This is a genomic window from Erythrobacter sp., assembly GCF_038133525.1.
Taxonomy (GTDB): domain Bacteria; phylum Pseudomonadota; class Alphaproteobacteria; order Sphingomonadales; family Sphingomonadaceae; genus Qipengyuania.
In genome coordinates this window covers 20930-44539 of record NZ_JAYPTL010000011.1, presented here as the reverse complement: position 1 = coordinate 44539, position 23610 = coordinate 20930, and the positions used below count along the sequence as shown (strand labels likewise).

Annotated in this window: 22 protein-coding genes and 1 tRNA gene; 16 read left to right on the top strand and 7 right to left on the bottom strand. The window is 62.9% G+C overall.

Translation table 11 applies throughout. The annotated features are described in order from the left end of the window. Window positions 1–48: 48 nt before the first annotated feature. Both aroB and AAFM29_RS04525 read right to left on the bottom strand, forming a co-directional pair. Entirely contained in the window at window positions 49–1158 is a 1110-nt protein-coding gene (aroB, locus tag AAFM29_RS04530) for a 3-dehydroquinate synthase (RefSeq protein WP_341711625.1), read from the bottom strand. Continuing rightward, a complete protein-coding gene (locus tag AAFM29_RS04525; RefSeq protein ID WP_341711624.1) occupies window positions 1149–1715 on the bottom strand; it encodes a shikimate kinase in 567 nt (188 codons plus the stop codon). The genes aroB and AAFM29_RS04525 overlap by 10 nt, the downstream gene beginning before the upstream one ends. Before the next feature lie 75 nt (window positions 1716–1790). Here AAFM29_RS04525 and AAFM29_RS04520 point away from each other — a divergent pair, with 75 nt between their 5' ends. From AAFM29_RS04520 to AAFM29_RS04500, 5 genes are all read left to right on the top strand, one after another. Beyond that, window positions 1791–1925 (top strand): hypothetical protein, encoded by a 135-nt coding sequence (locus tag AAFM29_RS04520; protein WP_341711623.1) that lies wholly within the window; start codon window positions 1791–1793, stop codon window positions 1923–1925. A gap of 197 nt (window positions 1926–2122) precedes the next feature. After that, window positions 2123–3766 carry a hypothetical protein gene (locus AAFM29_RS04515; RefSeq protein WP_341711622.1) on the top strand — a complete coding sequence of 548 codons (1644 nt, stop codon included), beginning with the start codon at window positions 2123–2125 and terminating at the stop codon, window positions 3764–3766. Window position 3767: 1 nt separating this feature from the next. Continuing rightward, the gene (locus AAFM29_RS04510; RefSeq protein WP_341711621.1) at window positions 3768–4646 is read left to right on the top strand and encodes a tyrosine recombinase; all 879 of its coding nucleotides are present in this window, start codon (window positions 3768–3770) and stop codon (window positions 4644–4646) included. A 9-nt stretch (window positions 4647–4655) separates the two neighbouring features. After that, window positions 4656–5600 carry an acetyl-CoA carboxylase carboxyltransferase subunit alpha gene (locus AAFM29_RS04505; RefSeq protein ID WP_341711620.1) on the top strand — a complete coding sequence of 315 codons (945 nt, stop codon included), beginning with the start codon at window positions 4656–4658 and terminating at the stop codon, window positions 5598–5600. Between the two features lie 99 nt (window positions 5601–5699). Next, window positions 5700–7286, top strand: coding sequence for a M48 family metalloprotease (locus AAFM29_RS04500; protein WP_341711619.1), 1587 nt, complete (start codon window positions 5700–5702; stop codon window positions 7284–7286). On the opposite strand, the gene AAFM29_RS04495 is transcribed toward AAFM29_RS04500, so the two are convergent. Both AAFM29_RS04495 and AAFM29_RS04490 read right to left on the bottom strand, forming a co-directional pair. After that, window positions 7243–7419 (bottom strand): Flp family type IVb pilin, encoded by a 177-nt coding sequence (locus tag AAFM29_RS04495; RefSeq protein WP_341711618.1) that lies wholly within the window; start codon window positions 7417–7419, stop codon window positions 7243–7245. The genes AAFM29_RS04500 and AAFM29_RS04495 overlap by 44 nt on opposite strands. A 116-nt stretch (window positions 7420–7535) precedes the next feature. After that, a complete protein-coding gene (locus AAFM29_RS04490; protein WP_341711617.1) occupies window positions 7536–7715 on the bottom strand; it encodes a Flp family type IVb pilin in 180 nt (59 codons plus the stop codon). A 91-nt stretch (window positions 7716–7806) separates the two neighbouring features. Here AAFM29_RS04490 and AAFM29_RS04485 point away from each other — a divergent pair, with 91 nt between their 5' ends. Both AAFM29_RS04485 and AAFM29_RS04480 read left to right on the top strand, forming a co-directional pair. Further along, window positions 7807–8229, top strand: a complete 423-nt coding sequence (locus tag AAFM29_RS04485) for an NUDIX domain-containing protein (RefSeq protein ID WP_341711616.1) — start codon at window positions 7807–7809, stop codon at window positions 8227–8229. 44 nt (window positions 8230–8273) lie between these two features. Continuing rightward, a tRNA-Arg gene (locus AAFM29_RS04480) sits at window positions 8274–8350 on the top strand. A gap of 47 nt (window positions 8351–8397) precedes the next feature. On the opposite strand, the gene AAFM29_RS04475 is transcribed toward AAFM29_RS04480, so the two are convergent. Beyond that, window positions 8398–8796, bottom strand: a complete 399-nt coding sequence (locus AAFM29_RS04475) for a metallopeptidase family protein (RefSeq protein ID WP_341711615.1) — start codon at window positions 8794–8796, stop codon at window positions 8398–8400. 169 nt (window positions 8797–8965) lie between these two features. Here AAFM29_RS04475 and folE point away from each other — a divergent pair, with 169 nt between their 5' ends. Further along, window positions 8966–9577 carry a GTP cyclohydrolase I FolE gene (gene folE, locus AAFM29_RS04470; RefSeq protein ID WP_341711614.1) on the top strand — a complete coding sequence of 204 codons (612 nt, stop codon included), beginning with the start codon at window positions 8966–8968 and terminating at the stop codon, window positions 9575–9577. Between the two features lie 4 nt (window positions 9578–9581). Here the strand turns inward: folE and AAFM29_RS04465 are convergent, their stop codons facing one another. After that, window positions 9582–9860 (bottom strand): hypothetical protein, encoded by a 279-nt coding sequence (locus AAFM29_RS04465; protein WP_341711613.1) that lies wholly within the window; start codon window positions 9858–9860, stop codon window positions 9582–9584. 78 nt (window positions 9861–9938) lie between these two features. After that, window positions 9939–10418 (bottom strand): peroxiredoxin, encoded by a 480-nt coding sequence (locus tag AAFM29_RS04460; protein WP_341711612.1) that lies wholly within the window; start codon window positions 10416–10418, stop codon window positions 9939–9941. Window positions 10419–10591: 173 nt separating this feature from the next. Between AAFM29_RS04460 and AAFM29_RS04455 the strand changes: the two genes are divergently transcribed. The 8 genes from AAFM29_RS04455 (at window position 10592) to addA (ending at window position 23605) form a co-directional block, all read left to right on the top strand. After that, a complete protein-coding gene (locus AAFM29_RS04455; RefSeq protein ID WP_341711611.1) occupies window positions 10592–11056 on the top strand; it encodes an S-adenosyl-L-homocysteine hydrolase in 465 nt (154 codons plus the stop codon). Between the two features lie 128 nt (window positions 11057–11184). After that, on the top strand, window positions 11185–12594 hold the full coding sequence (gene ahcY, locus AAFM29_RS04450; protein WP_341711610.1) for an adenosylhomocysteinase: 1410 nt from the start codon (window positions 11185–11187) through the stop codon (window positions 12592–12594). A 73-nt stretch (window positions 12595–12667) separates the two neighbouring features. Beyond that, a complete protein-coding gene (locus AAFM29_RS04445; protein ID WP_341711609.1) occupies window positions 12668–15010 on the top strand; it encodes a PAS-domain containing protein in 2343 nt (780 codons plus the stop codon). Beyond that, complete coding sequence (gene tsaE / locus AAFM29_RS04440; RefSeq protein WP_341711608.1) at window positions 15007–15444, top strand: tRNA (adenosine(37)-N6)-threonylcarbamoyltransferase complex ATPase subunit type 1 TsaE; 438 nt, start codon at window positions 15007–15009, stop codon at window positions 15442–15444. The genes AAFM29_RS04445 and tsaE overlap by 4 nt, the downstream gene beginning before the upstream one ends. Continuing rightward, window positions 15441–16430, top strand: a complete 990-nt coding sequence (locus AAFM29_RS04435) for a phosphotransferase (protein ID WP_341711607.1) — start codon at window positions 15441–15443, stop codon at window positions 16428–16430. The genes tsaE and AAFM29_RS04435 overlap by 4 nt, the downstream gene beginning before the upstream one ends. Continuing rightward, window positions 16427–17149: a nucleotidyltransferase family protein gene (locus tag AAFM29_RS04430; RefSeq protein WP_341711606.1), complete on the top strand. Its 723-nt coding sequence runs from the start codon at window positions 16427–16429 to the stop codon at window positions 17147–17149. Before AAFM29_RS04435 ends, AAFM29_RS04430 begins: the two co-directional genes overlap by 4 nt. Further along, window positions 17142–20141, top strand: coding sequence for a double-strand break repair protein AddB (gene addB / locus AAFM29_RS04425; protein WP_341711605.1), 3000 nt, complete (start codon window positions 17142–17144; stop codon window positions 20139–20141). The genes AAFM29_RS04430 and addB overlap by 8 nt, the downstream gene beginning before the upstream one ends. Further along, window positions 20105–23605: a double-strand break repair helicase AddA gene (gene addA / locus AAFM29_RS04420; RefSeq protein WP_371830713.1), complete on the top strand. Its 3501-nt coding sequence runs from the start codon at window positions 20105–20107 to the stop codon at window positions 23603–23605. Before addB ends, addA begins: the two co-directional genes overlap by 37 nt. The last annotated feature ends 5 nt before the right edge of the window (window positions 23606–23610 follow it).

Below are 23610 nucleotides of genomic sequence, written 5' to 3'. Positions count from 1 at the left end.
ATCTTCGGTCAGCGACGTTGATAAATGCTGCGCAGCAATGATGCGGAATCAGGTGGTGGAAAGCTGACCGTCGAGGAAACCGGCGACATCATCCAGCGCAACATCCTTGGCGACGAATGCTTCGCCAATGCTGCGCAGCAGGATGAAGGGCAGGGTGCCCGCATCCATCTTCTTGTCGTGCAGCATATGCGCGACCAGGGCTTTGCCGTCGCAGGCCAAGCCGAGGTCCGAAACTTCTGCCGGGAGGCCTGCGCTGGTGACGGCTTGAGCGACGCGTTCCGCTTCGGCATCGGAAATCAGGTCGCGGCGCGCAGAATAGCGTGCCGCCAGGACCATGCCGAGCGCAACGCCTTCGCCGTGGAGCAAGCGGTCGGAAAAGCCGGTCTCCGCCTCCAAGGCGTGGCCGAAGGTGTGGCCGAGATTGAGCAGCGCACGCGTTCCCGTGGTTTCGCGCTCGTCCTCCGCCACGATGCGGGCCTTGGCGGCGACGCTGTCGGCGACAGCGCGTTCAAGAGCCTTGCTCTCAAGCCCGACCACCGCCGCGCCCTGGCCTTCGAGCCATTCGAAGAAGTCCACGTCACCCAGCACGCCGTATTTCAACACCTCGGCATAACCGGCGCGCAGCTCGCGCGGAGGCAGGGTGGCGAGGGTGTCGAGATCGGCGAGTACCAGCGAAGGCTGGTGAAAGGCCCCGACAAGGTTCTTGCCTGCGCTGGTGTTGATGGCGGTCTTGCCGCCGACCGAACTGTCGACCTGCGCAAGCAGGGTGGTGGGCAGCTGCACAAAGCCGCAACCACGCTTGAGGATCGAACAGGCGAAACCGGTGAGGTCGCCAACCACGCCCCCGCCCAGAGCTAGGACATGGTCGCCACGCTCGACGCCTTCCGCCAGCAGCCAGTCGACCAATCGTGCAAGGCTGTCCCAACTCTTCGAACCTTCACCGGGCTCGACCACATAGAGGGCGATTTCGAAACCCTCGGAGGCAAACGCTCCGATCAGCCGCTCACCATGCGCGGCCCAGGCATTGGCATCGGCCACCACGGGAACGCGTGCCTTGCGCAGGAACTTCCGCGCATGAGTACCGGCATCGTCGAGCAGGCCATGCCCGACGAGTACCTGATAGCTGCGGCCGGCCAGTTCAACCGGGATCATAGCCATGCGTCGATCGCCTCCAGGATGCGATATGCGGTTTCGTTGTGCGGACCGTCATCGGTAAGCACATGGATCTGCGCCTCCGCATAGGCATCCCCGCGTTGTTCGCGCAACCGTGACAGGATCTCGTGTGGATCGCCGTCCTTGAGCAAGGGCCGATTATCGCGACGTGCAGTCCGTGCAACCAGCGTGTCGATTGCACAGTCCAGCCAGACGGCAAGCCCACGTTCGAGGATCAATGCGCGGGTTTCGGGGTCGACAAAGGCGCCGCCACCCGTGGCGATCACCCCGTGATGCTCCTCCATCAATCGTGCGATCACGCGGCGTTCGCCGTCACGGAAATAGGCTTCACCAAAGTCGGCGAAGATTTCGGGGATTGATCGATCCGCCGCGCGCTCGATTTCCTCGTCGGCATCGACGAAATCGGTGCCCAATAGCGCGGAGATACGCTTGCCGATGGTAGATTTGCCCACACCCATCAGCCCGACCAGAACCACCGGCCGGTCGAGCCGGCGCGCGATCCCGGCGATCTCCGCATCGGTCAAGGTGAGCGCGTGGGTCATTGCCGCCGTGCCTAGAGATGGGCTAGGGCGCGGGCAAGGTATCAGCACTTGGAACGGGACGCGAAAAACTTGGTCATGAGCAGGAAGCGGATCGGAGGCGTGCTGGCGTTGCTGTTCTTGCTATTGTGTGCGCTGGCGTTGATCGATGGGGGTGAAGAGCCGCTGCATCCGATCGAGCAGGCGGTGGAACTGCCGGAGAGTGCGCGATGAAATCTGGTTGGTTGATCGGTGGTGCGGTACTGGCGCTGACCTCGTCGCTGGTCCTCGCGCAGTCTGCGCCGGAGGATCTGTTACCCCCTGGCTTTGATACGCCCGCGCCAGCCCCCGCTCCCGTGCCGGCCCCTCGGGCCACCCAGGCCCCGGTCGCATCTCCGACCGCGTCGGCTCCCGTTCGTCCAGGCGAAGTGGTGCAGGCTCTTCCGACAGGTGAGGACGCAGCGCCCGCAGTTGCCGGCTTCGATCTGACCAAGCTCCCGACGCTCGAGGAGCTCGAGGAGATGTCGACCGACGAGCTCGACGATTTCCTTGGGCTCAAGCCGAGTGCGGATATCCCTGCGGCGGCTCGGCGCTCGATGGAGCGAGCGGGTGTTCTCGCCACCAGCGAAGGCGGGTTGCCCGGCGGTTCGCTGGCCAAGCAGCCCGCCGCACTGGTCCGGGCAGCGCTCAAGGGCACCAACAAGCCGATGGTTTCGCGCTGGGGGCACATATTGCTGCGTCGGGCGCTCGCGAGCCGATTGGCTGCGCCCGAAGGCATGGACCCTGTCGAGTTTGCGACCCTGCGGGTGCGCACGCTCAATATGATGGGCGAATATTCGGTGGCTCGTGCGCTGGTGCAGGATATCGACACCGCCAACTACTCGCCCGCGCTCGCCGCCGCGGCGATCGATGCCTATATTGGCACAGCGGACATTGTCGGTGCGTGCCCTGCAGTCAGATTGGTGCGCACTGACCGCGAGGATGCGCAATGGAAGATGCTTTCGGGCATTTGCGCTGCCTTCGCGGGCGAAGAGACACGCGCCCAGAACGATCTGAGAAGGCTGCAGAACAGCGGCCAGATGGCCGCAATCGATGTTCTCCTGGCACAACGATTTGCCGGCGCTGCGGGGACAGGCGGCAAGGCTGTGACCATCGAGTGGGACGACGTCTCGGATATCACCCCTTGGCGTTTTGCACTGGCCAATGCACTGAGCGAACCGGTCCCCGAAGGGCTGATCGACGATCTGACACCCGCTCTGCTCAAGAGCGCTGCGGTAACGCCGGCCCTGCCGTTCCTTCAACGTGTGGCTGGTTCAGACGTTGCTGGACAGAGCGGCATTCTTTCCGCTTCGGCCATGGTTGACCTATATGGCCAAATCCATGCCGAGGGCGGCGGGGATAGCGATGCGGCAACCCGTGCTGCGCGCCTGCGCGAAGCCTATGTCGGTACCGATCCGGCAGCGCGGCTGGCCGCGATCCGCGATGTGTGGAGCGATGCCGGTGGCTTCGCCTACGGGCGCATGGTTCTGACCGCCTATGCTGCAGCCCGCCTGCCCGCGCAGGAGGATTTTTCGGATGATGCGGGCGAATTGATAGCATCGATGCTTAGCGCCGGACTCGATCGCGATGCGATGCTGTGGGCCAATGTGGTCGAGCAGGGTTCGGTCGGCTGGGCGCTATTGGCTATTGCCGCGCCTAACCGGCGCCAGGCAGTGACCGATGGGGAGATGGACAACTTCCTCGACGATGATGGTTCATCGGGGCAGCGCAAGTCGCGAATGCTGCTCGCTGGTCTTGCCGGCCTTGGTCGTCTCGATCAGGCGACGATCAATGAATACAGCGGCAAGCTGTCGATTAGCCTGGGTGGTGAAACTCGTTGGACGCGAGCCATTGATGGCGCTGCGCGGGTCGGCAATCCAACACTGGTTGCCCTGTTGGCCGGACTTGGCATGCAGGGCGATAGCTGGGACCGGATGACCGCTCGGCACCTGTTCCACATCGTTTCCTCACTCCGCCGCGTTGGACTGGAGGCGGAAGCCCGCATGATCGCCGCGGAGGCGGTCGCGCGCGCCTGACGTGAGCGCCGTCCCCGATTTCCTCGCCATGCTCGCTGCCGAGCGTGGAGCGGCGCGCAACACGATCCTCGCCTATGGCCGCGATCTTGAGCAGGCTGAAGAGATGTTGGGTCGCTCGTTGGATGATGCCAAACCGTCGCATCTAGCACGGCTTGCGCAGGGTTGGTCGGCCTTGGCGCCTGCAACCGTGGCGCGGAAGATCTCGGCCTTGCGCCAGTTCTATGGCTTCATGGTCGATGAAGGATTGCGCACAGACGATCCTACCCATGCACTGCCGCGACCAGCGATGCGCCGTCCACTTCCCAAGATCCTCTCACATGAGCAGGTCGATGCACTTTTCGGCCAGGCTGAGCGTGAAGCGGAAGGCGATCAACCGTCGCCGGTGCGTCTCTTGGCGTTGCTTGAGCTGCTCTATGGCTCAGGCTTGCGTGCCACTGAACTGGTCTCACTGCCACTTTCTGCCGTTCCGCGCGATGCGCCCTTCCTGACGGTTACGGGCAAGGGGGGGCAGGCCCGGATGGTACCGGTGAGTCAACGCGCTAAGGCGGCAATGTCGCGCTGGCTTGCGCTCCGTGAGACGGGGTCCCCGTGGCTGTTTCCGTCGCGCAACAGCCATATCTCGCGCGTCCGCCTGTTCCAGATGCTCAAAGAGCTTGCCGTCCGCGCGGACCTGCCGCCGGAGAAACTCAGTCCCCACGTGCTGCGCCATGCCTTTGCCACGCATTTGCTCGAGGGTGGGGCGGACCTTAGGGCCCTACAGACCCTGCTGGGCCATGCGGACATTTCCACCACCCAGATATACACCCATGTCGACGCCGAGCGGCTGGTGAAGCTGGTAAATGAGCGGCATCCGCTTGCACGCCGCGCCGCATCAGACTAGCGCGTGCCGATGATTTCCTATCTCGAATTCGAGAAGCCCGTCGCCGAGCTCGAGCAGCGCATCGCCGAATTGCGCAATGCGGCCGAGGGTGACGATGTCGATATCTCCAAGGAACTCGCACGTCTCGAGAAGAAGAGCGCGGACCTCCTGGCGAGCACATACCAGTCGCTGACGCCCTGGCAGAAGACCCAGGTGGCCCGCCACCCGGCACGCCCGCATTTTCGTGACTACGTCGAGTATGCGTTCGAGGAGTTCGTCCCGCTTGGCGGCGACCGTTGCTACGGCGATGACGAGGCGATCTTGGGCGGTTTCGCCAAGCTCAATGGGCGCAAGGTCGTGTTGATCGGGCACGAAAAGGGCAATGATACGGCCAGCCGCATCCGCCACAATTTCGGAATGGGCAAACCTGAAGGCTATCGCAAAGCGATACGCCTGATGGAACTGGCCGGCCGCTTTGGCCTGCCGGTGGTCACACTGGTCGACACGTCTGGTGCATTTCCCGGTGTCGAAGCAGAAGAACGCGGTCAGGCCGAAGCCATCGCGCGTTCGACCGAGGCCTGCCTGGCGCTTTGTGTGCCGATGGTTGCGGCGATCGTTGGAGAAGGTGGTTCGGGTGGTGCGGTCGCGCTGGCAAGCGCGGAACGTGTGCTCATGCTCGAACACGCAATCTATTCAGTGATCTCACCCGAAGGCTGCGCTTCGATTCTGTGGCGCACCGCCGAGAAGGCGCCCGATGCGGCGGAAGCGATGAAAGTCACCGCGCAAAACCTCGCCGAACTCGGCGTGATCGACCGCATTGTGGCTGAGCCAATAGGCGGTGCGCATCGCGATCCGCAGGGTGCGGCAAATGCCTTGGGCACCGCGATTGGGGAGGAGCTGGACAAGCTGTCCCGCTTCGGAGGTGACGAACTTCGGCGCATGCGTGAAGAGCGCTTCCTTCAGATCGCCGGTTGACGGGAGCGGGAACCAATCGGTCCCGCCACCTGTTCTGCAATTCATACACGAACTTACGGACGGCGCTGTGGCGCCGCGCCGACTCATGGGGAGTCCGGAATGTCGCGCACCAAGCTGAAGCTGATCATAACTACTGCCGCCTTGTCCCTTTCTCTTTCAGGCTGCGTGGGCGGGCCAATCCCCGATTCCAGCGCGCCCATCACGCAATCCGAAGCGCAAGCGGGTGCCGAAGCGCATCCCGAATTGCTCGCTGAGTTCGGCGGCGCGATGACCGGTTCGCAGGCGGTCTACGTGGAGCAGGTGGGCAAGAACATTGCCGTGCAGTCCGGTTTGGGTAACGCGCGCGATTCGTTTACCGTTTCACTGCTGAACAGTCCGGTGAACAACGCCTTCGCGATCCCCGGTGGCTATATCTACACCACGCGCCAATTGGTCGCGCTGATGAACAACGAGGCCGAGCTTGCCGGCGTCCTGGGACATGAGGTCGGCCACGTGGCTGCCCGCCATTCGCAAAGGCGGCAGGCCGCGGCACAGCGCAACAATCTCTTGGGTGCTGCCGGGGCGATCCTTTCGGGCATCCTGCTCGGCAATTCCGGTCTGGGCCAGCAGCTTGGCCAGACGCTGATGCAGGGCTCGCAACTGCTGACCCTCAAGTTCTCGCGGACGCAGGAGCTTGAAGCCGATACGCTTGGCGTCCGCTATCTGAATCAGGCAGGCTATGACCCACATGCCATGGCCACGGTGCTGCAGAGTCTCGCGGCGCAGAATGCGCTCGATGCCCGCCTGCAAGGGCGTGACAATGCAACGATTCCCGAGTGGGCATCTACCCACCCAGATCCGGCCAGCCGGGTCGCAACCGCCAATGCGTCGGCACAGGGGATGTCTGGCGTTACCAATCGCGACACCTTCCTGACGCGTATCGACGGCCTGCTCTATGGCGACGATCCCAAGCAGGGGGTGATCGAGGGTAGGGAGTTCATCCACCCCGAACTTCGTTTTGCGTTCACCGCGCCGCAGGGCTTCTTCATGGTCAATGGCACCCGCGCGGTGACGGTGAATGGGCAGAGCGGCAAGGCGCAGCTCTCGATGGGTCAGTATAACGGCAATCTGAACACATATGTGCAGGCTGTGTTCGCAGGATTGAGCGACCAGCAACAGGTAACCCCGTCGTCAATCCAGCGGACCTCGGTGAATGGATTGCCGGCGGCCTACGGCACCGCGCGGGTAGCTTCGGGTGGCAACCAGGTCGACGTGACAGTGTTCGCTTATGAATTCGCCAGCGATCGTGCCTACCATTTCCTAGCCATCACGCCGGCTGGCCAGGCTTCGACTTTCAATGGGATGTTTTCATCGATGCGCCGGATCACTGCGCAGCAGGCTGGGAACATAATTCCGCGGGTGATCGATGTGATCACGGTTCGCAGTGGTGATACGGTGGCCAGCCTGGCGTCACGTATGGCCTATTCCGACAATCAGGTGGAGCGCTTCCGGGTCTTGAATGGCCTAGGCGCCAATGACGGCGTGATTGCGGGCCAGAAGGTCAAGATCGTCGTGCGCGGGAGCCGATGCTCGACCTTTCGCTCAGGCAAAGGAAAAGGCGGCAGGATCGCTCCTGCCGCCTTTTCTATAATGCGAAGGCTACTTAGGCGGTGTTCGCGTTGGTCAATTCGGTGCTTACCTTGTTGAACGTGGTCGAAAGCTGGGTGCCGAGGCTCTGCATGGCGGTGATCGCAGCAACAGCGATCAGGGCAGCGATCAGACCGTATTCGATAGCGGTGGCGCCTTCTTCGTTGCGGCGCAGCTTCTTGATGAACTTCATGTTACGTCTCCTGGTTCAGTCTTCGTTCCCGGCTCTCCCCGAAACCCCGGCTCGAGCGATCATCGTTTTGTGCTTGAGGTGTTGAAAATTCCCTAACACCCGCTGCACCGTCTTCTTCAGGCTCCGACTGCGGTCTCGATGGTGGTCCTGATATCGGTCCACATCTTGATCGTTTGCGCACTAAAAGCCTGGACGCCCCCGATCATCGCTAGGAAGATGAGAGCAAGTATCAGTCCGTACTCGACGGCCGTGGCGCCGCTGGTGTCGTGTCCCAATTTCTTGAGGAATTTGACCATTGCAACGTTGCCCCACTCGTCACTGTGTCGAAGCTGACGTCGACTAGATACTGGCCTGAGAGTTAAGAAAGTCTTGAAAGAGCGGTGCAGTTTGGAAAAAATCCCGACATGGACATGTGTGGTGGCGCTGGCGCTATTCGATGATGCTGGCCGCTGGCTGATGCATCGCAGGCCGCTAGAAAAGCATCACGGAGGCTTGTGGGAGTTTCCCGGCGGAAAGGTGGAAATCGGGGAAAGTCCGTCGTTTGCCTTGGTCAGGGAGATCAAGGAGGAGCTTGGATTGGAGTTGGTTCTAGAAGAGCTTGAACCGGCAGGATTTGCACAGGACCTACCGAATGGCGCGGCCAAACAGCTTGTCATACTCCTTTACAAATCGAAATGGTCAGGGGCCCCGGTGGCGGCACTTGAGGGTGGTATAGTGGGGTGGTTTTCGCCAAGCGAACTCGGCTCGCTCGAGAAGCCTCCGCTCGATATTGCACTGGCCCGCGGGCTGTTCGAAAAAGCTTCGGATTAGGGATTGCCAAGCCTGAAAGGCGCCCCTATGTGGCGCCCTCCAGCGCACCCGTAGCTCAGCTGGATAGAGCACCAGACTACGAATCTGGGGGTCAGAGGTTCGAATCCTTTCGGGTGCGCCATACAAGCCCATTCCTCGCAAGAGGGATGGGCTTTTGTGGTTCCGGGATCAGTCCACTTCGCCTTCGAGCTGGTGCATGTCCTCATCGCTGAAACCGAAATGATGCCCGGCCTCATGCACGACCACGTGCCTCACGAGATCGACCATGGAGACGCCGGTGGTCCACCATTCGGCGATCAGCGGTTTTCGAAAGAGCCAGATTCGCGCCGGCGTGCGACCGCTTTCCCAGATTGAACGGTCAGGCAGAGCTTCTCCCTCATACAGGCCCGTGAGCTGCCAGCGGTCTATGATGCCAACCGATTCGAGCTGTTCTGGGGTCGCGAAATCCTCGACCCGCATGACGACCTCGCCCAGTGCAACGCGGAACTCCTCGGGCAATGCGAAGACAACTTCTTCCGCCATCAGCTGCATTTCCTGCTGGGTCGGACCAGAGAAGGGGTGTCTCATCGCTTTAACATGGGCGCGAGTCTGCACGGGGGCAACTGAACGCGACCCACTCGGCGTTGGGACCGGGAGTGCGTCGCCGGAGTTCTATGTGGTTTGCAAAAACCGGCCTGATCCGCAAAGGAGGCCCTCGTGGCCGCATCTGGGATCGAATAGAGAGGATTACAGGCAAGTGAGCAGTCTGGTTGGACCCGACGAGGATGATCCGCGCGGCAAGCCGCCGGTGCCGGAACACGTCCAGGATGCAGTCCGCACGCTGATCGAGTGGGCGGGTGATGATCCGAAGCGAGAAGGGTTGCTCGACACGCCTGCGCGGGTTGCGCGCGCGTGGAAGGAATATTGTCTCGGTTACGAGGAAGACCCTTCGTACCATCTCAGCCGCGTCTTCGAGGAAGTGGGTGGCTACAATGAAATCGTCCTGCTCAAGGACATCCCATTCCAGTCGCACTGCGAACATCACATGGCACCGATCATCGGCAAGGCCGCGATCGCCTATTTGCCTAATGACCGTGTCGTGGGAATTTCCAAACTGGCCCGCGTGCTGCACGGCTTCGCGCGGCGCCTGCAGGTTCAGGAACGCCTGACCGCGGAAGTTGCGGATTGCATCTGGGAGAACCTCCAGCCGCAAGGCGTCGCGGTTGTTATCGAAGCATCACACAGCTGCATGACCGCTCGCGGCGTTCGTACCCCGGGTGTAGGCATGATCACCAGCCGGATGATGGGGACCTTCCTGGAGGATCAGCGCAGCCGCAAGGAAGTGCTGAGCCTGATGGGCTACGGCTGATCGATCAGCGTCCGAACAATCTTTCGATCAGCCCTGGTCGCGCGGTGCGCGGTGCGGTCGCGCCAGCCATGCGGAATAGGTAATTACCGAGCAGGATCGCTTGTTCCTTGGTCAAAAAGTAGCGAAAGTCGCGCACGTCGTTGTCTGTTTTCGGTGTCTTGCGCGAGCTCTGCATGACCAGCATCAGGCGCTCGCCGGCAGGGTGTGATTCCCAGCCAAGGAGGGCGCCGAAATCGCGCTCTGGGTCCGTTTCGGCCGGTCCCTCGGTTTCAATGCTGGCCATGGTCTGAATGACTGCGCCCCGCCTTGCGAGTCGCGCAAGACGGGGCGTCAGTTTGTCCGCAAATGGAACGATATGGGCCTATAGCTGGCCGAGCAGGTACTCCGCGCTCGAGACGGAGAAATCGCCTGGAGCCTCTACATTGAGTTCCTTGACCACGCCGTCCTCGACGATCGCCGACCAGCGCTGGCCGCGCTTGCCCAGGCCGAAGCCCGAACCGTCCATCGTCAGGCCGACAGCCTCAGCAAAATCGCCATTCCCGTCCGCCAGCATGGTAACCGCATCGGCGCCATTGGCGGCTTTCCATGCTCCCATGACGAAGGCATCGTTGACCGCGGTCGCGACGATTTCGTCCACGCCCTTGGCCTTCAGCTCCTCGGCCTTGTCGACATAGCCGGGAAGGTGGCGTGCCGAGCAGGTAGGGGTGAAAGCGCCGGGTACCGAGAAAAGGGCTACGGTCTTGCCCTTGAAATAATCGCTCGATTGGACCTTTTCCGGTCCGGCATCGGTCGCCTTGACCAAGGTTACGTCAGGCAGCTTGTCGCCTACCGAAATCGTCATTGGATGAATCCTTCTCTGTACCGTCCGCCCGTGGAGGTAGGGCGGGGTGCCTGGACTTGCAACACGCCCGCTTGGTTAATTTCGCTTTACCGCAGCCCTTTAAAATCCGGTAAATCACTGCGCCTAGCCTGATCCTGTGCGGCAATGGGGATTGATCCGCGGGGAGGCAGGCGATGAACGGATTCAGAAAATTCGCAGCAGTGGTGGCAGCGGCTGCGATGATCGTAATGCCGGTCGCGGCACAGGCGTTCAGCAAGGATGAGGCGGAACAGATACGTCGCCTCGATATCATGCTGATGGTCACGTCCTTGCGATGTCGGACGGGCAGCGACAACTTCCAGCAGCAATATGGCCGTTTCTCCGCCACTCATCTCGCTCTGCTTAACGATGCCGCCCGCACGCTCGAAGCGGGGCTGGTCAGGCAGCACGGCACTTCGGGCGCCAAGCGAGCGCTCGACAAGATGAGCGTGGGGATCGCCAACGAATACGGCCGCGGTCATCCCTGGCTGGGATGCGGCGAGCTGAAACGGATCGCTACCGATCTCTCGCAAACGAAGAACGCTGGTGACGTGGTGCTTGCAGCAAACGAGTTGCTGGGACCGGGCCCCCAGATCGGCGGGCGCTTTGCCGCGCGATAGGCCGCACCCCGGCGCGGGTCGCTGAGGGGGCTGTTGCCCTCGAACCGGGGAGGGGCTAGGGGCGGCGCAATCAGCGCCGCCCCTTTCCTTTGCGGCGTATCGTTTCCCGCAGTTCGAGGACCCCCAGCGTGACCGCATTCTCCGATTACGTCATCAAGGACATTGCTCTGGCCGATTACGGCCGCGCCGAAATCGCCATCGCCGAAACCGAAATGCCGGGCCTGATGGCACTGCGCGAGGAATATGGGAGCGCACAGCCGCTCAAGGGTGCGCGGATCACCGGTTCGCTGCACATGACCATCCAGACTGCGGTACTGATCGAGACGTTGGTGGCGTTGGGTGCCGATGTGCGCTGGGCGACCTGCAATATCTTCTCGACCCAGGACCATGCTGCCGCCGCGATCGCTGCGCGCAATATCCCGGTCTTCGCTGTGAAGGGCGAAAGCCTGGCGGACTATTGGGATTATGTCGGCTCTATCTTCGACTGGTCGACCGACGAGGATCCCGATCTCACCGCGAACTTGATTCTCGACGATGGTGGTGACGCAACCATGTTCGCGCTCTGGGGTGCTCGCATTGAAGCTGGTGACGAGCTGCCCGAACCGCAGAATGCCGAGGAGATCGAGTTCCAGCGTGCGCTCCAAGCCTTTGTCGCGAAGAAGCCGGGCTACCTCACCGCATCGGTGAAGGCGATCAAGGGCGTGTCTGAAGAAACGACCACCGGCGTCCATCGCCTCTATCACATCGCCAAGGGCGGCAAACTGCCGTTCCCGGCAATCAATGTGAACGACAGCGTGACCAAGTCGAAGTTCGACAACCTCTATGGCTGTCGCGAATCGCTGGTCGACGCAATTCGCCGGGCCACCGACGTCATGCTTTCTGGCAAGATTGCCTGCGTCGCCGGGTTTGGCGATGTCGGCAAGGGTTCGGCTCAGTCGCTCCGTAACGGCGGTGCTCGTGTCCTCGTAACAGAGATCGATCCGATCTGCGCGTTGCAGGCGGCAATGGACGGCTTCGAAGTCGTGACGATGGAAGAGGCCGTGACCAAGGCTGACATCTTCGTCACCGCGACCGGCAACGAACACGTCATCACCGCTGCGCACATGGAAGCGATGAAGGACAAGGCGATCGTCTGCAATATCGGTCACTTCGACAGCGAGATTCAAATCTCCGCTATCGACAACTATGAATGGAACGAGCTCAAGCCCGGTACCGATGTAGTGAAGTTCCCCGATGGCAAGGAAATTATCGTGCTGGGCAAGGGACGCCTGGTGAACCTTGCCTGCGCTACGGGTCATCCCAGCTTCGTGATGAGCTTCAGCTTCACCAACCAGACGCTGGCTCAAATCGAGCTGTGGACCAAGGGTGGCGAGTATGAGAACCAGGTCTACGTTCTGCCCAAGCACCTCGATGAGAAGGTCGCTGCACTGCATCTCGACAAGCTGGGCGTAAAGCTGACCAAGCTCAGTCAGAAGCAGGCCGACTATATCGGGGTTCCGGTCCAAGGACCGTTCAAGCCGGATCACTATCGCTACTAAGCGATGATCCTTTGCGGGGAACGGCAATGGCTTGCCATTGCATCCCCGCGCCCGTGGGCATAGCTGGCGAGTGATGGAGTCCATGCCCGCAATGGTGGCCGTAGCAGGCCTGCTGCTTGCTCTGTGGACCGCTGGAGCGGTCTGGGTGATGCTGCGTGCCAGCGGGCGGGAGCAAAAATCGGTCGCCAGCCGTCGTTCTGCCTTGCGCATGGCGCGGATGATCGAGGAATCTCCCGCAGTCCCGCTACTGGTAAGGACCGACGGCAGAATCGAAGCGCCAGATCGGTTGGCGCGGTGGCTGGGACTGGCGAGAGTTCCGGAGTTCCTCAGTGAATTGGGGGACCTCGATGGAAACGGCTTCAGCGAAGAACAGGTTGAGGAGCTGACGCGCCACGTGCGGCGCACTCAGAAGACGGCGAAGCCGTTCAAGATTTCGCTTACCGTTCCCGGCTCACGCCGCGCGCTGGCATTGCAGGGATCGCTGGCCGACCCTGCGGTTTCGCCGAGTGGTGCCGCGCTGATCTGGGTCTTTGACTACAGCGAAAGCCAGTCGGAACTGAGCAATTTGCGCGAGGAGGCCGCGCGGGCCCGTGACGATTTCGGCGCACTTGTCGGCCTTATCGAGGCCGCGCCTATGCCGATGTGGTTCCGCGGTGCCGACATGAAACTGCGGCTCGTCAACCGGGCCTACGTCGATGCGGTTGGCGCAGACAGCGCGGATCAGGTTGTGGCACGCCAGATCGAATTGGTCGAAACCGTCGGCGGGCGTACGGCGGCGCAGGTGGCACAGCAGGCCGCCGATCGCCGTCAGCCGATAGAGCGCATCCTGTCGGCGACGATCCATAATGCGCGCCGCACCGTACGCGTGACCGACCTGCCACTCGTCGGAGAAGGGATTGCCGGCTACGCGGTAGATATCGAAGAGATGGAAGAGCAGGCGCGCGAGTTCCGCGCGTTCCGTGAGGCGCAGCGTTCGATGCTCGACCAGCTATCGATCGGCGTTGCACAGTTCGATGCGCAGCACCGGATGACCTTCGCCAACCAGCCGTTCCATCGCGTGTTCTCGCTGCCACCGGGAGTGGTCAACGATCGTACGACGTTTGAGCAAATGCTGCTGATTGCGCGTGAGGCGGGGCGGATACCCGAAGTGCGCGACTTCCCGGCCTGGCGCAACGAACTGGCCCAGTGGTTCCTGCGCGACGAGCCGCACGAAGAGGCTTGGCCGCTTTCAGACAGCACGCATCTGCGCATTGTCGCTCAACCGCTACCCGACGGTGGCTTGGTCATGATTGCCGAAGACCGTACAGAACAACTGGCCTTGTCGGCGACGCGCGACACCTTGTTGAGGACGCGCACAGCGACGTTCGATAGCCTGTTCGAAGCGCTGGCGGTGTTTGCGCCCGATGGCCATCTCGAGCTGTGGAATCGAGGCTTTGCCGGCGCCTGGGGCGTCGATCCCGAGGTGCTCGATGGTCATCCACAGGCGGAGGACCTGCTCGAGGCGATCGCGCAGAACCTGGCGGATCCCAAGGCAATTGCGCAGGTCGGCAATATCATCCGTTCGGCCACACTCGACCGCAAGAAGCGCGAAGGCATCATCGAGATGGCCGATGGGCGCACGCTCGATTTCGCTGGCGTACCCCTGCCGGACGGCAATGGCTTGCTAACCGTGCTCGACGTCACGGCCTCGCGCCAGGCAGAAGAGGCGCTGCGCGAGCGCAACCGTGCCTTGGAGGAGGCCGATGCGGTGATGACCCGCTTCCTCGCCAATATGAGCTATGAATTCCGTACCCCGCTTACCTCGATCGGCGGTTTCGCCGAGCTACTTTCGAGCGGAGTCGCTGGCGAATTGAGCCCGCAGGCAATGGAGTATGTGCAGGCGACCTCGCTTTCGGTCGGCAAACTGACCGAGCAGGTCGAAAACGTGCTCGACCTTTCGCAGAGCGAGGCTGGGCTCATGCCGCTCCGCAAGGAAGACATCAGCCTGTTGCCCTTCGTCACGCAGATCGTTCGTGCGGAGGAACAGCGGATCGTGGACGCTGGTCTCACGCTCGATCTCAAGGGCGATTCGGGCAAGTCGATCTCCGCCGATCCCCAGCAACTGCGCCGCGCGATCTCGCAACTGCTCGACAATGCGATCAAGGGCACGCCGCGCGGTGGACGTATCGTGGTCGATATCGGCAAGGCCCGCGGAGTGACGAAGATTGTTATCGCCGACAACGGCAGTGGCATGAACCAGCACGAACTTGCCCGTGCCTTGGAAGGCATTCGCATGGCTCCGGATGGCAAGGGCATCGAACGACGTCAGGGGCTGGGCATTCCGTTGGCTCGGCAGCTGGTCGAGGCGCATGGCGGCACGCTTGAAATCCATAGCCGTAAGAACGCCGGAACCACGGCGACCATCCACTTGCCGTGAGCGTCCCGCTGCCGCATCTTGCCGCGATGGAGGCCTTCGGATCGCGGATAGCCGCCAAATTGGTGCCTGGGGACGTCGTGGCCCTCACTGGCGACCTGGGCACCGGCAAGACTACGCTCGCCCGGGCGATCATCGCTGCACTGGGTCACACCGGTGAAGTTCCCTCGCCGACCTACACCATCGTCGAAACCTACGATGGCCTGCGCCTGCCCTTGGTGCACGCTGATTTCTACCGGCTGGAGGATCCTTCCGAGGTCGAGGAGCTGGGTCTCGACGACTATCGCGAAGGTGCGGTGCTGTTGGCGGAGTGGCCCGACCATGCGGGCGGTTTCGCGCATGAGGCAGGTTGCCTTTCGATCACGCTCGAAAAAGTGGGCGAGGGTCGACAGGCCGTTGTAACCCCGGGCGACAATTGGCAAAGCCGCTGGCCATGAGCGACGCGCTGCCCGAAGGCATCCACCAGTTTCTTGGCGACACCGAATGGGAAGGGGCGGAGATCGCTCCGCTGGTCGGCGACGCCTCTTTCCGCCGCTATTTCCGTCTGCGTATGGGTGGACACAGCGCCATGCTGATGCACGCCCCGCCGCCGCATGAAGACCCGCGCCCGTTCCTACACGTGGCGCACTGGCTGGAGAACAATGGCCTTTGCGCGCCGCATATCCTTGCCGAAGACGCAGTGAGGGGCTGGGTGCTGACCGAGGATTTCGGCGACCATCGCATGCGCGAATGGATCGACGAGTATCCCGAAGACGAGCGCCACGTCTATGCCCAGGCCATCGACGCGTTGGTGCAGCTCCATCGCCTGCCGCCGGGACCGTTTCTGCCCTATGACATGGCGATCTATCGCCGTGAGGTCGACCTTTTCACTGAGTGGTACTGCCCCGCTGTCGGGCTGGACGTCGACGTCAGAAGCTGGACGGAGGCATGGGAAGAGGCGCTGGAACCGCTGCTGTGGCGGCAAGATCCCGGGGTCACCGTGCTGCGCGACTACCATGCAGAGAACATCATGCTGCTCGAACCCGGCAAGCTGGCGGGGGCGCAGGGCCTGATCGATTTCCAGGACGCGCTGGTGGGGCATCCCGCATACGACCTCGTCAGCCTGTTGCAGGATGCGCGTCGCGATGTTTCGGAAGAGCTCGAGCATGAGATGCTCGGTCGTTATCGTGCCGCCGCGCAGCCGGGCGAGCATTTCGAGGCCGACTATGCCCGGCTCGGCGCGCAGCGGAATACCAAGATCGTCGGCATCTTCACGCGCCTGTGGAAGCGTGACGGCAAACCGCGCTATCTCGATATGATCCCACGCGTGTGGGCGGCGATGGAGCGTGATCTCGCGCATGAGGCGATGGCACCGGTTGCACGTTGGTTCGATGCGAACATCCCTCAGAGCCTGCGTGACGAATTGGGTGGGACGATCGCGTGAGCACTCTTGTCAGTGACACCGCCATGTTGATGGCTGCGGGACTGGGCAAGCGCATGCGCCCGCTGACCGCCGCGACGCCCAAGCCACTGGTGCGCGTTGCGGGCAAGCCATTGATCGATCGTGCGCTCGACCGGCTCGAAGATGCGGGGGTCGAGAAGGCGGTGGTCAATGTCCACTACCTGGCGGATTCGATCGAGGCCCACACCAAGCCGCGCAAGCAGCCTGCGGTGACGATATCCGACGAGCGCGATCACCTGCTCGAAACCGGTGGTGGCATGGCCAAGGCGCTTGGCGCAGGGCTGCTGCCCGACCCCTTTTTCGTCTGCAATGCCGACAGCATCTGGCTCGACGGTCCACGCAATGCCTTTGTCGATTTGTCCGCGCGCTGGGACCCCGATGCCATGGACGCTCTGTTGCTGGTGGTCAGTCACGCGCGCGCCTTCAACTTCGACGGAACCGGCGATTTCTACATGGACCCGGCGGGCCGCCTGACCCGCAAACTGCCGGGCCGTATCGCGCCCTTCATTTACACCGGCATCCAGATCGTTTCGCATCGCCTGCTGCGCGATGCGCCGGAGGGCGCGTTCTCGACCAATCTGCTGTGGGATCGCGCGATCGCGGAAGGGCGGCTGTTTGGGCTCGCCTTCACCGGGCTGTGGTACGAGGTCGGCACGCCAGCGCATATCGCCCCGACCGAGGAGGCGCTGAGGGGTGGCTGACCGCCCGGGACCGACGATTTATTCGATCGCCGCGCACAGGGGTTTTGCCGATGCGCTGGTCGCTGGTCTGGTACCCCGCTACGCCGAGCACGAGTTCGGGCTCGCACGTCTAACACTGCTATTGCCAAGCAGCCGGGCACGGCGAACCATTTCCGAAGCCTTCATCCGGCATGCGGGTGAAAGCGGTTCACAAGGCATGCTGATGCCGCGTATGGCGGTGATCGGCGATCTCGACCTCGACGAGACATTGGGGCCCTTGCTCGATCCGCTGGGCGCGGCGGACATACCACCGGCGATCGACCTACAGCGTCGGCTTTTCGCACTGGCGCAGCTGATCGGCGAGAGCATGGACGATCCCCCAGGTGGAGCGACCTTGCTGCGCCTGGCACGCGAGACCGCAGCCACGATGGATCGCTTGCTGGTCGAAGGGATCGGCCCGGAGGAATTGCGCTCCGACCGGGTGCTCGACTTGTTCGACGACAAGCTTTCAGGGCATTGGCAAAAGAGTTTGCATCTCTTTGCAACGGTCCAGGCCAAATGGCTGGCAAGACTCGATGAATGGGGTGCCCTCGATGCCGCAGCTCGGCGCAATCGCCTCTTCGAGCATACTGCGGCGCGATGGAAGGCCAACCCGCCTCCAACACCGATCATCGCGGCGGGCGTGACCAGCGCCGCGCCTTCGCTGGCCCAGCTTTTGCGCGTGGTCGCGCACTTGCCGCAGGGCGCAGTGATCCTGCCCGATTTCGACCTGACCATGCCTGATGCCGTTTGGGAGGAACTTGGCCGCGCGGGTGCCGCGCCCGAGCCGGGCGACACTCCGTTTGCCAGGGATGATGCGGTTACCCACCCGCAATACCATCTCAAGCTGTTGCTCAACCGCATGTCCGTCCGCCGCGAGGAGGTGCAGCCGTGGCATCGTCGCGGCATGAGTGCATCCGAGCCGGAACGCAGCCACGCAATCGGGTCGCTGTTCCTGCCGCCGGAGGCGAGCAAGAGCTGGGTCGACCTGTCGGCAGAGAAGCGCCGCCTGTCTGGGGTGCGCGTGATGACAACCGCCAACCCCGAGGAAGAAGCGCAGGCGATCGCGCTGCTGGTGCGCGAAGCCGTCGAGAACCCAGAGAAACGGGTTGCGGTCATCACTCCCGACCGGGGCCTGGCGCGACGCGTGGTCCATCACCTCGCGCGCTGGAATATCGTCGCGGACGATTCGGCCGGACGCCCCTTGTCGCAGACCGCCGCAGGGCGGCTGCTCTTGCTGCTGGCCGAGGTGATCGCGGACGATGCCGCGCCAGTGCCACTGATGGCACTGCTTGGCCATCCGCTGGTCGATGCCGGGATGGAGCGCGGAACATGGCTTCGCCAATTGCGCCGCGTCGAGCGGGAGTTGCGTGGGCCGCGCAAGGCCGGCGGGCTCAAGCCGCTTGCAGAAATCGCCGAGAAGCTATCGCAGCGACACCCGCGCCTTGGCGAGTGGTTCGCAGTGGTCGAGGGCGTGCTCGCACCCTTGTTGGCGATGGAAGAGGAGGTCGCGCTCGCCGATCTGTTCGATACGCTGGCTGCGGCGGGCGAGGCGCTGTGCGGCGAAAAGCTGTGGGCGCGCGAAGATGGCCGTGCGCTGGCCGGGTTCGTCGAGGAGCTACGCCTGCAGGCTCGCGCCGCAGACTTTCGGATCAAGCGAGGCGAAGCGGCGGTCGCGCTGCGCGATGCGATGGAACAGCTTGCTGTGCGCCCACCCTATGGCGGACATGCCCGGGTGCAGGTGCTCGGCCTGCTCGAAAGCCGCATGAATCGCGCCGACCTGGTGATCTGCGCGAACCTGAATGAAGGGAGCTGGCCCGCTCGCGGAAGCGTCGATGCACTGCTGGCGCCAGCAGTGTTGCGCGCGCTCGGCGTGCCGGGCGCGGACTTCCGGATCGGGTTGTCGGCGCATGATTTGGCCGGTGCACTCGGCGCGCCGGAAGTGGTGCTGAGCCGTGCCGATCGCGACGAGGGCGGTCCGGCGATCCCTTCGCGCTTCCTGCTGCGGGTCGAGGCACTGCTGGGGGAACTGCTCGACCGCCACCGTGAAACGCGTGCAGTAGAGCTGGCCCGGGCCATGGTTCGCGCCGAGCGGGTAGCTCCGTATCCGCGCCCGAAACCGGTTCCTTCGCCGGAACAGCGCGATGTCGACATCTCGGCCACCGCGCTCGACCGTCTTCTGGGCGATCCGTACCAGTTCTATGCCAACAAGATCATGCAATTGCGCGATCTCGAGCCGCTCGACGCCGATCCGTCACCGCAGTGGCAGGGCAACATTGCGCATGAAATTCTCCAGCGCTGGCATCTTGCCCGAAGGATCGATCCTGAAGCCCCACTGGCGCCAATCATGGAAGTGGTGCTGGACGAGGCCAACGCCGATGCCCTGACGCGAGGGCTGTGGCAGCCGCGCCTGGAGGCGGCGTTGCGGTGGATCCAGGACCAGGTCGAAAGCTACGATGATCGTGAAGTCGTGGCGGTCGAAAAGGAAGGCGCGATGACCTTCGAGGGCGTCCACGTCCACGGCCGCGCGGACCGGATCGATCGCATGGCCGACGGGACGCTGGCCATCATCGATTACAAGACCGGCAAGCCTCCGAGCGCTGCGATGGTGGAGCAGGGCTATGCGCTGCAGCTCGGGATTCTGGGCCTGATTGCCGAACGAAACGGGTTCGACGGACTCACCGGCGCACCGGGGGGCTATGAATATTGGTCGCTTGGTCGTGCGGATAACGACTATGGCTTCGGCTATGTCGACGTTCCGCTCAAGGTCGGGCGCAAGACCAGCGGCGTCCTGCCTGAGGACTTCCTCCCACATACTGCCGACAAGCTTGCCGTAGCCATCGCACGTTTCATCAAGGGCGGTGATCCGTTCACCGCGCGGGAGAATCCGGATTATCCGGCCTACGATACGTTCGACCAGCTCATGCGGCTCGACGAATGGATCGCCTCGCAAGATGGAGAGGATGCGGCGTGAGCGGCACGATCTACCCGCTCAAGGACAAACAGGCGCTGGCGGTCGATCCGCTCGACAGCGTATGGTTGTCGGCCAGTGCTGGGACGGGCAAGACGCAGGTGCTGTCGGCCCGGGTGCTGCGGCTCCTGCTCGAACCGGGGACCGATCCTTCGCAGATACTCTGCCTGACCTTTACCAAGGCGGGCGCTGCGGAAATGGCCGTGCGCGTCAACACGGTGCTCGCGCGCTGGGTGCGAATGGAAAAGACCCAGCTGGCGCAGGAACTGGGTTACTTAGGGGCGCCGATCGATCCTGAAACCCAGTCGCGTGCGAGGTCGCTTTTCGCGCGTGTGCTGGATTGCCCGGGCGGCGGCCTGCGTATCGATACGATCCATGCCTTCGCGCAATATTTGCTCGCTGCGTTCCCGACCGAAGCGGGCCTGCTTCCCGGCAGCCGTCCGATGGAGGACCGCGAGCGTGAATTGCTGAGCCGCCAGGTGCTCGCCGAATTGCTCGAAACCGGTCACCCCAATGTGCTCGGTGCGGTGGCCGAGATGAGCCGCCGCAAGGGCCCCGACGCAGTGCGCGGCTGGCTGATGCGCTGCGCGAAGCAAATGGACCTGTGGGAAGGCGCGGGAAGCTGGCAACCGCCGATGGTGGCGAGGGTGCATCAACTCCTCGGTATTCCTGCCCATGCGAACGAAGCCTGGGTAGCAGATGCATGCTCGGATGCGAACTTTCCGGTTCGTATTCTCCAGGCCTGCCAGTCGGCTTGCCGCGATTGGTCGGCGGCAACGGGGCAGAAGGCGGCGGATTTCATCGCGAGCTGGTTGGCTGGTGATAGCACCCAGCGCTTGGCTACGCTCGACGGCTTTCTCGAAACGCTGCTCAAGAAGGATGGGGCCCCGCGCAAGATGGCGGGCGCGGAGAAAGCCGATCCGGGTTTCGCAGCCAATCAGGAGGCGATCGCCGAAGCGGTCGCTGCGGTCGGCGAACGCAGGGCCTTGCTTGACCTGGCGGGTTTTCTCGCACCGCAGCTCGAAGCCGGGCGGGCCTTTGCGCTAAAGTGGCAAGAGGCCAAAGAGCGTGAGGGACTGGTCGACTTCGACGATCTGATTGCCCGCGCTGCGGACCTGCTGTCCGACAACGCGATGTCCGATTGGATCCGCTACAAGCTCGATCGCAGCTTCGATCATATCCTGGTCGATGAGGCGCAGGACACCAACGCCTCGCAATGGGCGATCGTCAAGGCGCTGACCGACGAATTCTTTGCGGGTGAGGGCGCACAGGGCGATCGGATCCGCACGATCTTCGCGGTTGGGGATTACAAGCAGGCGATCTTCGGCTTCCAGGGTACCAGCCCGGAGAACTTCCGTGAGGCGCGCGATTATTTCCGCGAGCGGATGGCGGCCAATGCCGAGGCTATGGCCGAACTGCGCGGCGCACCCAAGATCCGTCGGCTCGAGGAATACGGCCTCCGGCGCAGCTATCGCACGAACCAGACCGTGCTCTCGTTCGTCGATCGTGCGATCGATGCGATCGGCTTCGATGGCCTTGGCCTCGACCAGCGTGACGATGAGCACAAGGGCAGCGACGAGCCTGGACAGGTGGTGCTGTGGAACACGATACATGCAGACAGCGGGCTGGAGGATGGCGAGGCGGACGAAAGCTGGCTCGGCCAACACGACCGTAAGCTGGCCGACAAGCTGGCACTGCAGATCAAGCAATGGCTCGATCCAGAGGGGCCTGGATTCACGCTGGTACGAGGCAAGGCGCGTCGGGCAACTGCGGGCGACATCATGGTGCTGGTACAGAAGCGTCGCGACCTCGCTTCGTTGATTGTTGCGCGGCTTTATCGGCACGGCGTCCCGGTGGCGGGAGTCGATCGGCTGCGGCTCGGCAACCCGTTGGCGGTCAAGGACCTGATGGCTGTGCTTCGCTTCGCCGCGCAACCGCTCGATGATTTGACGCTCGCCAGCCTGCTGGTTTCGCCGCTGATTGGGTGGAGCCAGGAGGAATTGCTCAAATTTGGGTATCGCCCTCGCAAGGAAGCCCTGTGGGAACATTTGCGGCGCGCCGAGGACGACGTTGCGCACCGCACGGTCGACCTCCTACGCGAAATACTGCGCCGCGCGGACTTCGACAGCCCGCAGCAATTGCTTCACTGGATCCTCGTCGGACCGATGGATGGGCGACGCAAGCTCGTCGCGCGCTTGGGGCGCGAAGCGAACGATCCGATCGACGAATTGCTCAACGCCGCCAATGCTTTCGCCAGCGCGCATACGGCCAGCCTGCAAGGCTTCATTCGTTGGTTCGATGCAGGCGATGGCGAATTGAAGCGTGAGGCGGGCGAGAGCGACAATCAGGTGCGGGTGATGACCGTCCACGGTTCCAAGGGGTTGGAAGCGCCGATAGTAATCCTTGCTGATGCGGCGATCAGGCCCGACCCGTCTGGCGATCTCGCGCTCGAAGACCGGCAGCTCGGCATGGGCGAACCGCGTGAGGTGCCGCTTCCCCCGCTATCCAAGGGCGAAAAGGTCGGGCCCATCCGCCTTGTGGAGGAACAACGGACTGTTCGTGCCATGCAAGAACACTGGCGCCTGCTCTACGTCGCCATGACCCGCGCGCAGGAGGCTTTGTTCATTGGCGGCTCGCTCGGCCCGCGTGACGTCCGGAACGGACCGCATGAGGATAGCTGGTACGCCCGACTGCGAGCCTTGTTCGATCCCGGCGAAGGACTGGCAGACCCGCTGTGGGGGGCACGTTGGGAGATCGGAGAGGTGGCACCCTCGATTCCCGCTAGTCAGCCTTCGACCGTTGAGGAATTTCCTGCATTGCCCGACTGGGCGCAGCGATCAGTCGGGCCGGAGCCACGCCCGCCGCGACCCCTTTCTCCTTCGGGTCTCGGGGATGCTGAGGGTAGCGATCCCCCGTTGCCACCGGGTCAGGCGGCACGTCGGGGCACTCTGATTCACGCTCTCCTGGAACGATTACCGCAGGTTCCGGATGGCCAGCGCGAAGAGCTTGGGCGGAAGTGGCTGGCGCGTCAGGCCCCGGATATCGAAGCGACGGAGCATGCGGATATGCTGTCCCGTTCGCTGGCGGTGCTCGCCGATCCCGGCTTTGGTTCGATTTTCGGGCCGGATGCGCTGGCGGAGGTGCCACTGGCTGCCACGGTTGACGGACAGGTCGTATTGGGAACAGCCGATCGCCTTCTGGTGACATCCGAGAAGGTCACCGTGGTCGATTTCAAGACCGCGCGACGCCCGCCCAGTGATGTTGCGGGAGTCCCGGAAAGCACGCTGCGCCAGATGGCCGCTTATGTCGCTGCTCTCGAGAAGATCTATCCTGGACGTACGGTAGAGGCGGCGGTGCTCTATACCCAGACCCCGCAGCTCATCGCCTTGCCGCCGGTTACACTCGATGTTTACAAGAGTGCGTTTGCGGTCTCGCAGGAAAGCTTTGTCTTACCACCGCTTGAGTAATTGTC

What these genes read in the sequence shown, in the direction of transcription:
- aroB (WP_341711625.1), bottom strand. Translation starts at nt 1,158, where the DNA reads ATGGCTATGATCCCGGTTGAACTGGCCGGCCGCAGCTATCAGGTACTC.
- AAFM29_RS04525 (WP_341711624.1), bottom strand. Translation starts at nt 1,715, where the DNA reads ATGACCCACGCGCTCACCTTGACCGATGCGGAGATCGCCGGGATCGCG.
- AAFM29_RS04520 (WP_341711623.1), top strand. Translation starts at nt 1,791, where the DNA reads ATGAGCAGGAAGCGGATCGGAGGCGTGCTGGCGTTGCTGTTCTTGCTA.
- AAFM29_RS04505 (WP_341711620.1), top strand. Translation starts at nt 4,656, where the DNA reads ATGATTTCCTATCTCGAATTCGAGAAGCCCGTCGCCGAGCTCGAGCAG.
- AAFM29_RS04500 (WP_341711619.1), top strand. Translation starts at nt 5,700, where the DNA reads ATGTCGCGCACCAAGCTGAAGCTGATCATAACTACTGCCGCCTTGTCC.
- AAFM29_RS04495 (WP_341711618.1), bottom strand. Translation starts at nt 7,419, where the DNA reads ATGAAGTTCATCAAGAAGCTGCGCCGCAACGAAGAAGGCGCCACCGCT.
- AAFM29_RS04490 (WP_341711617.1), bottom strand. Translation starts at nt 7,715, where the DNA reads ATGGTCAAATTCCTCAAGAAATTGGGACACGACACCAGCGGCGCCACG.
- AAFM29_RS04475 (WP_341711615.1), bottom strand. Translation starts at nt 8,796, where the DNA reads ATGAGACACCCCTTCTCTGGTCCGACCCAGCAGGAAATGCAGCTGATG.
- AAFM29_RS04465 (WP_341711613.1), bottom strand. Translation starts at nt 9,860, where the DNA reads ATGGCCAGCATTGAAACCGAGGGACCGGCCGAAACGGACCCAGAGCGC.
- AAFM29_RS04460 (WP_341711612.1), bottom strand. Translation starts at nt 10,418, where the DNA reads ATGACGATTTCGGTAGGCGACAAGCTGCCTGACGTAACCTTGGTCAAG.
- AAFM29_RS04455 (WP_341711611.1), top strand. Translation starts at nt 10,592, where the DNA reads ATGAACGGATTCAGAAAATTCGCAGCAGTGGTGGCAGCGGCTGCGATG.
- AAFM29_RS04445 (WP_341711609.1), top strand. Translation starts at nt 12,668, where the DNA reads ATGGAGTCCATGCCCGCAATGGTGGCCGTAGCAGGCCTGCTGCTTGCT.
- AAFM29_RS04435 (WP_341711607.1), top strand. Translation starts at nt 15,441, where the DNA reads ATGAGCGACGCGCTGCCCGAAGGCATCCACCAGTTTCTTGGCGACACC.
- addA (WP_371830713.1), top strand. Translation starts at nt 20,105, where the DNA reads ATGGATCGCCTCGCAAGATGGAGAGGATGCGGCGTGAGCGGCACGATC.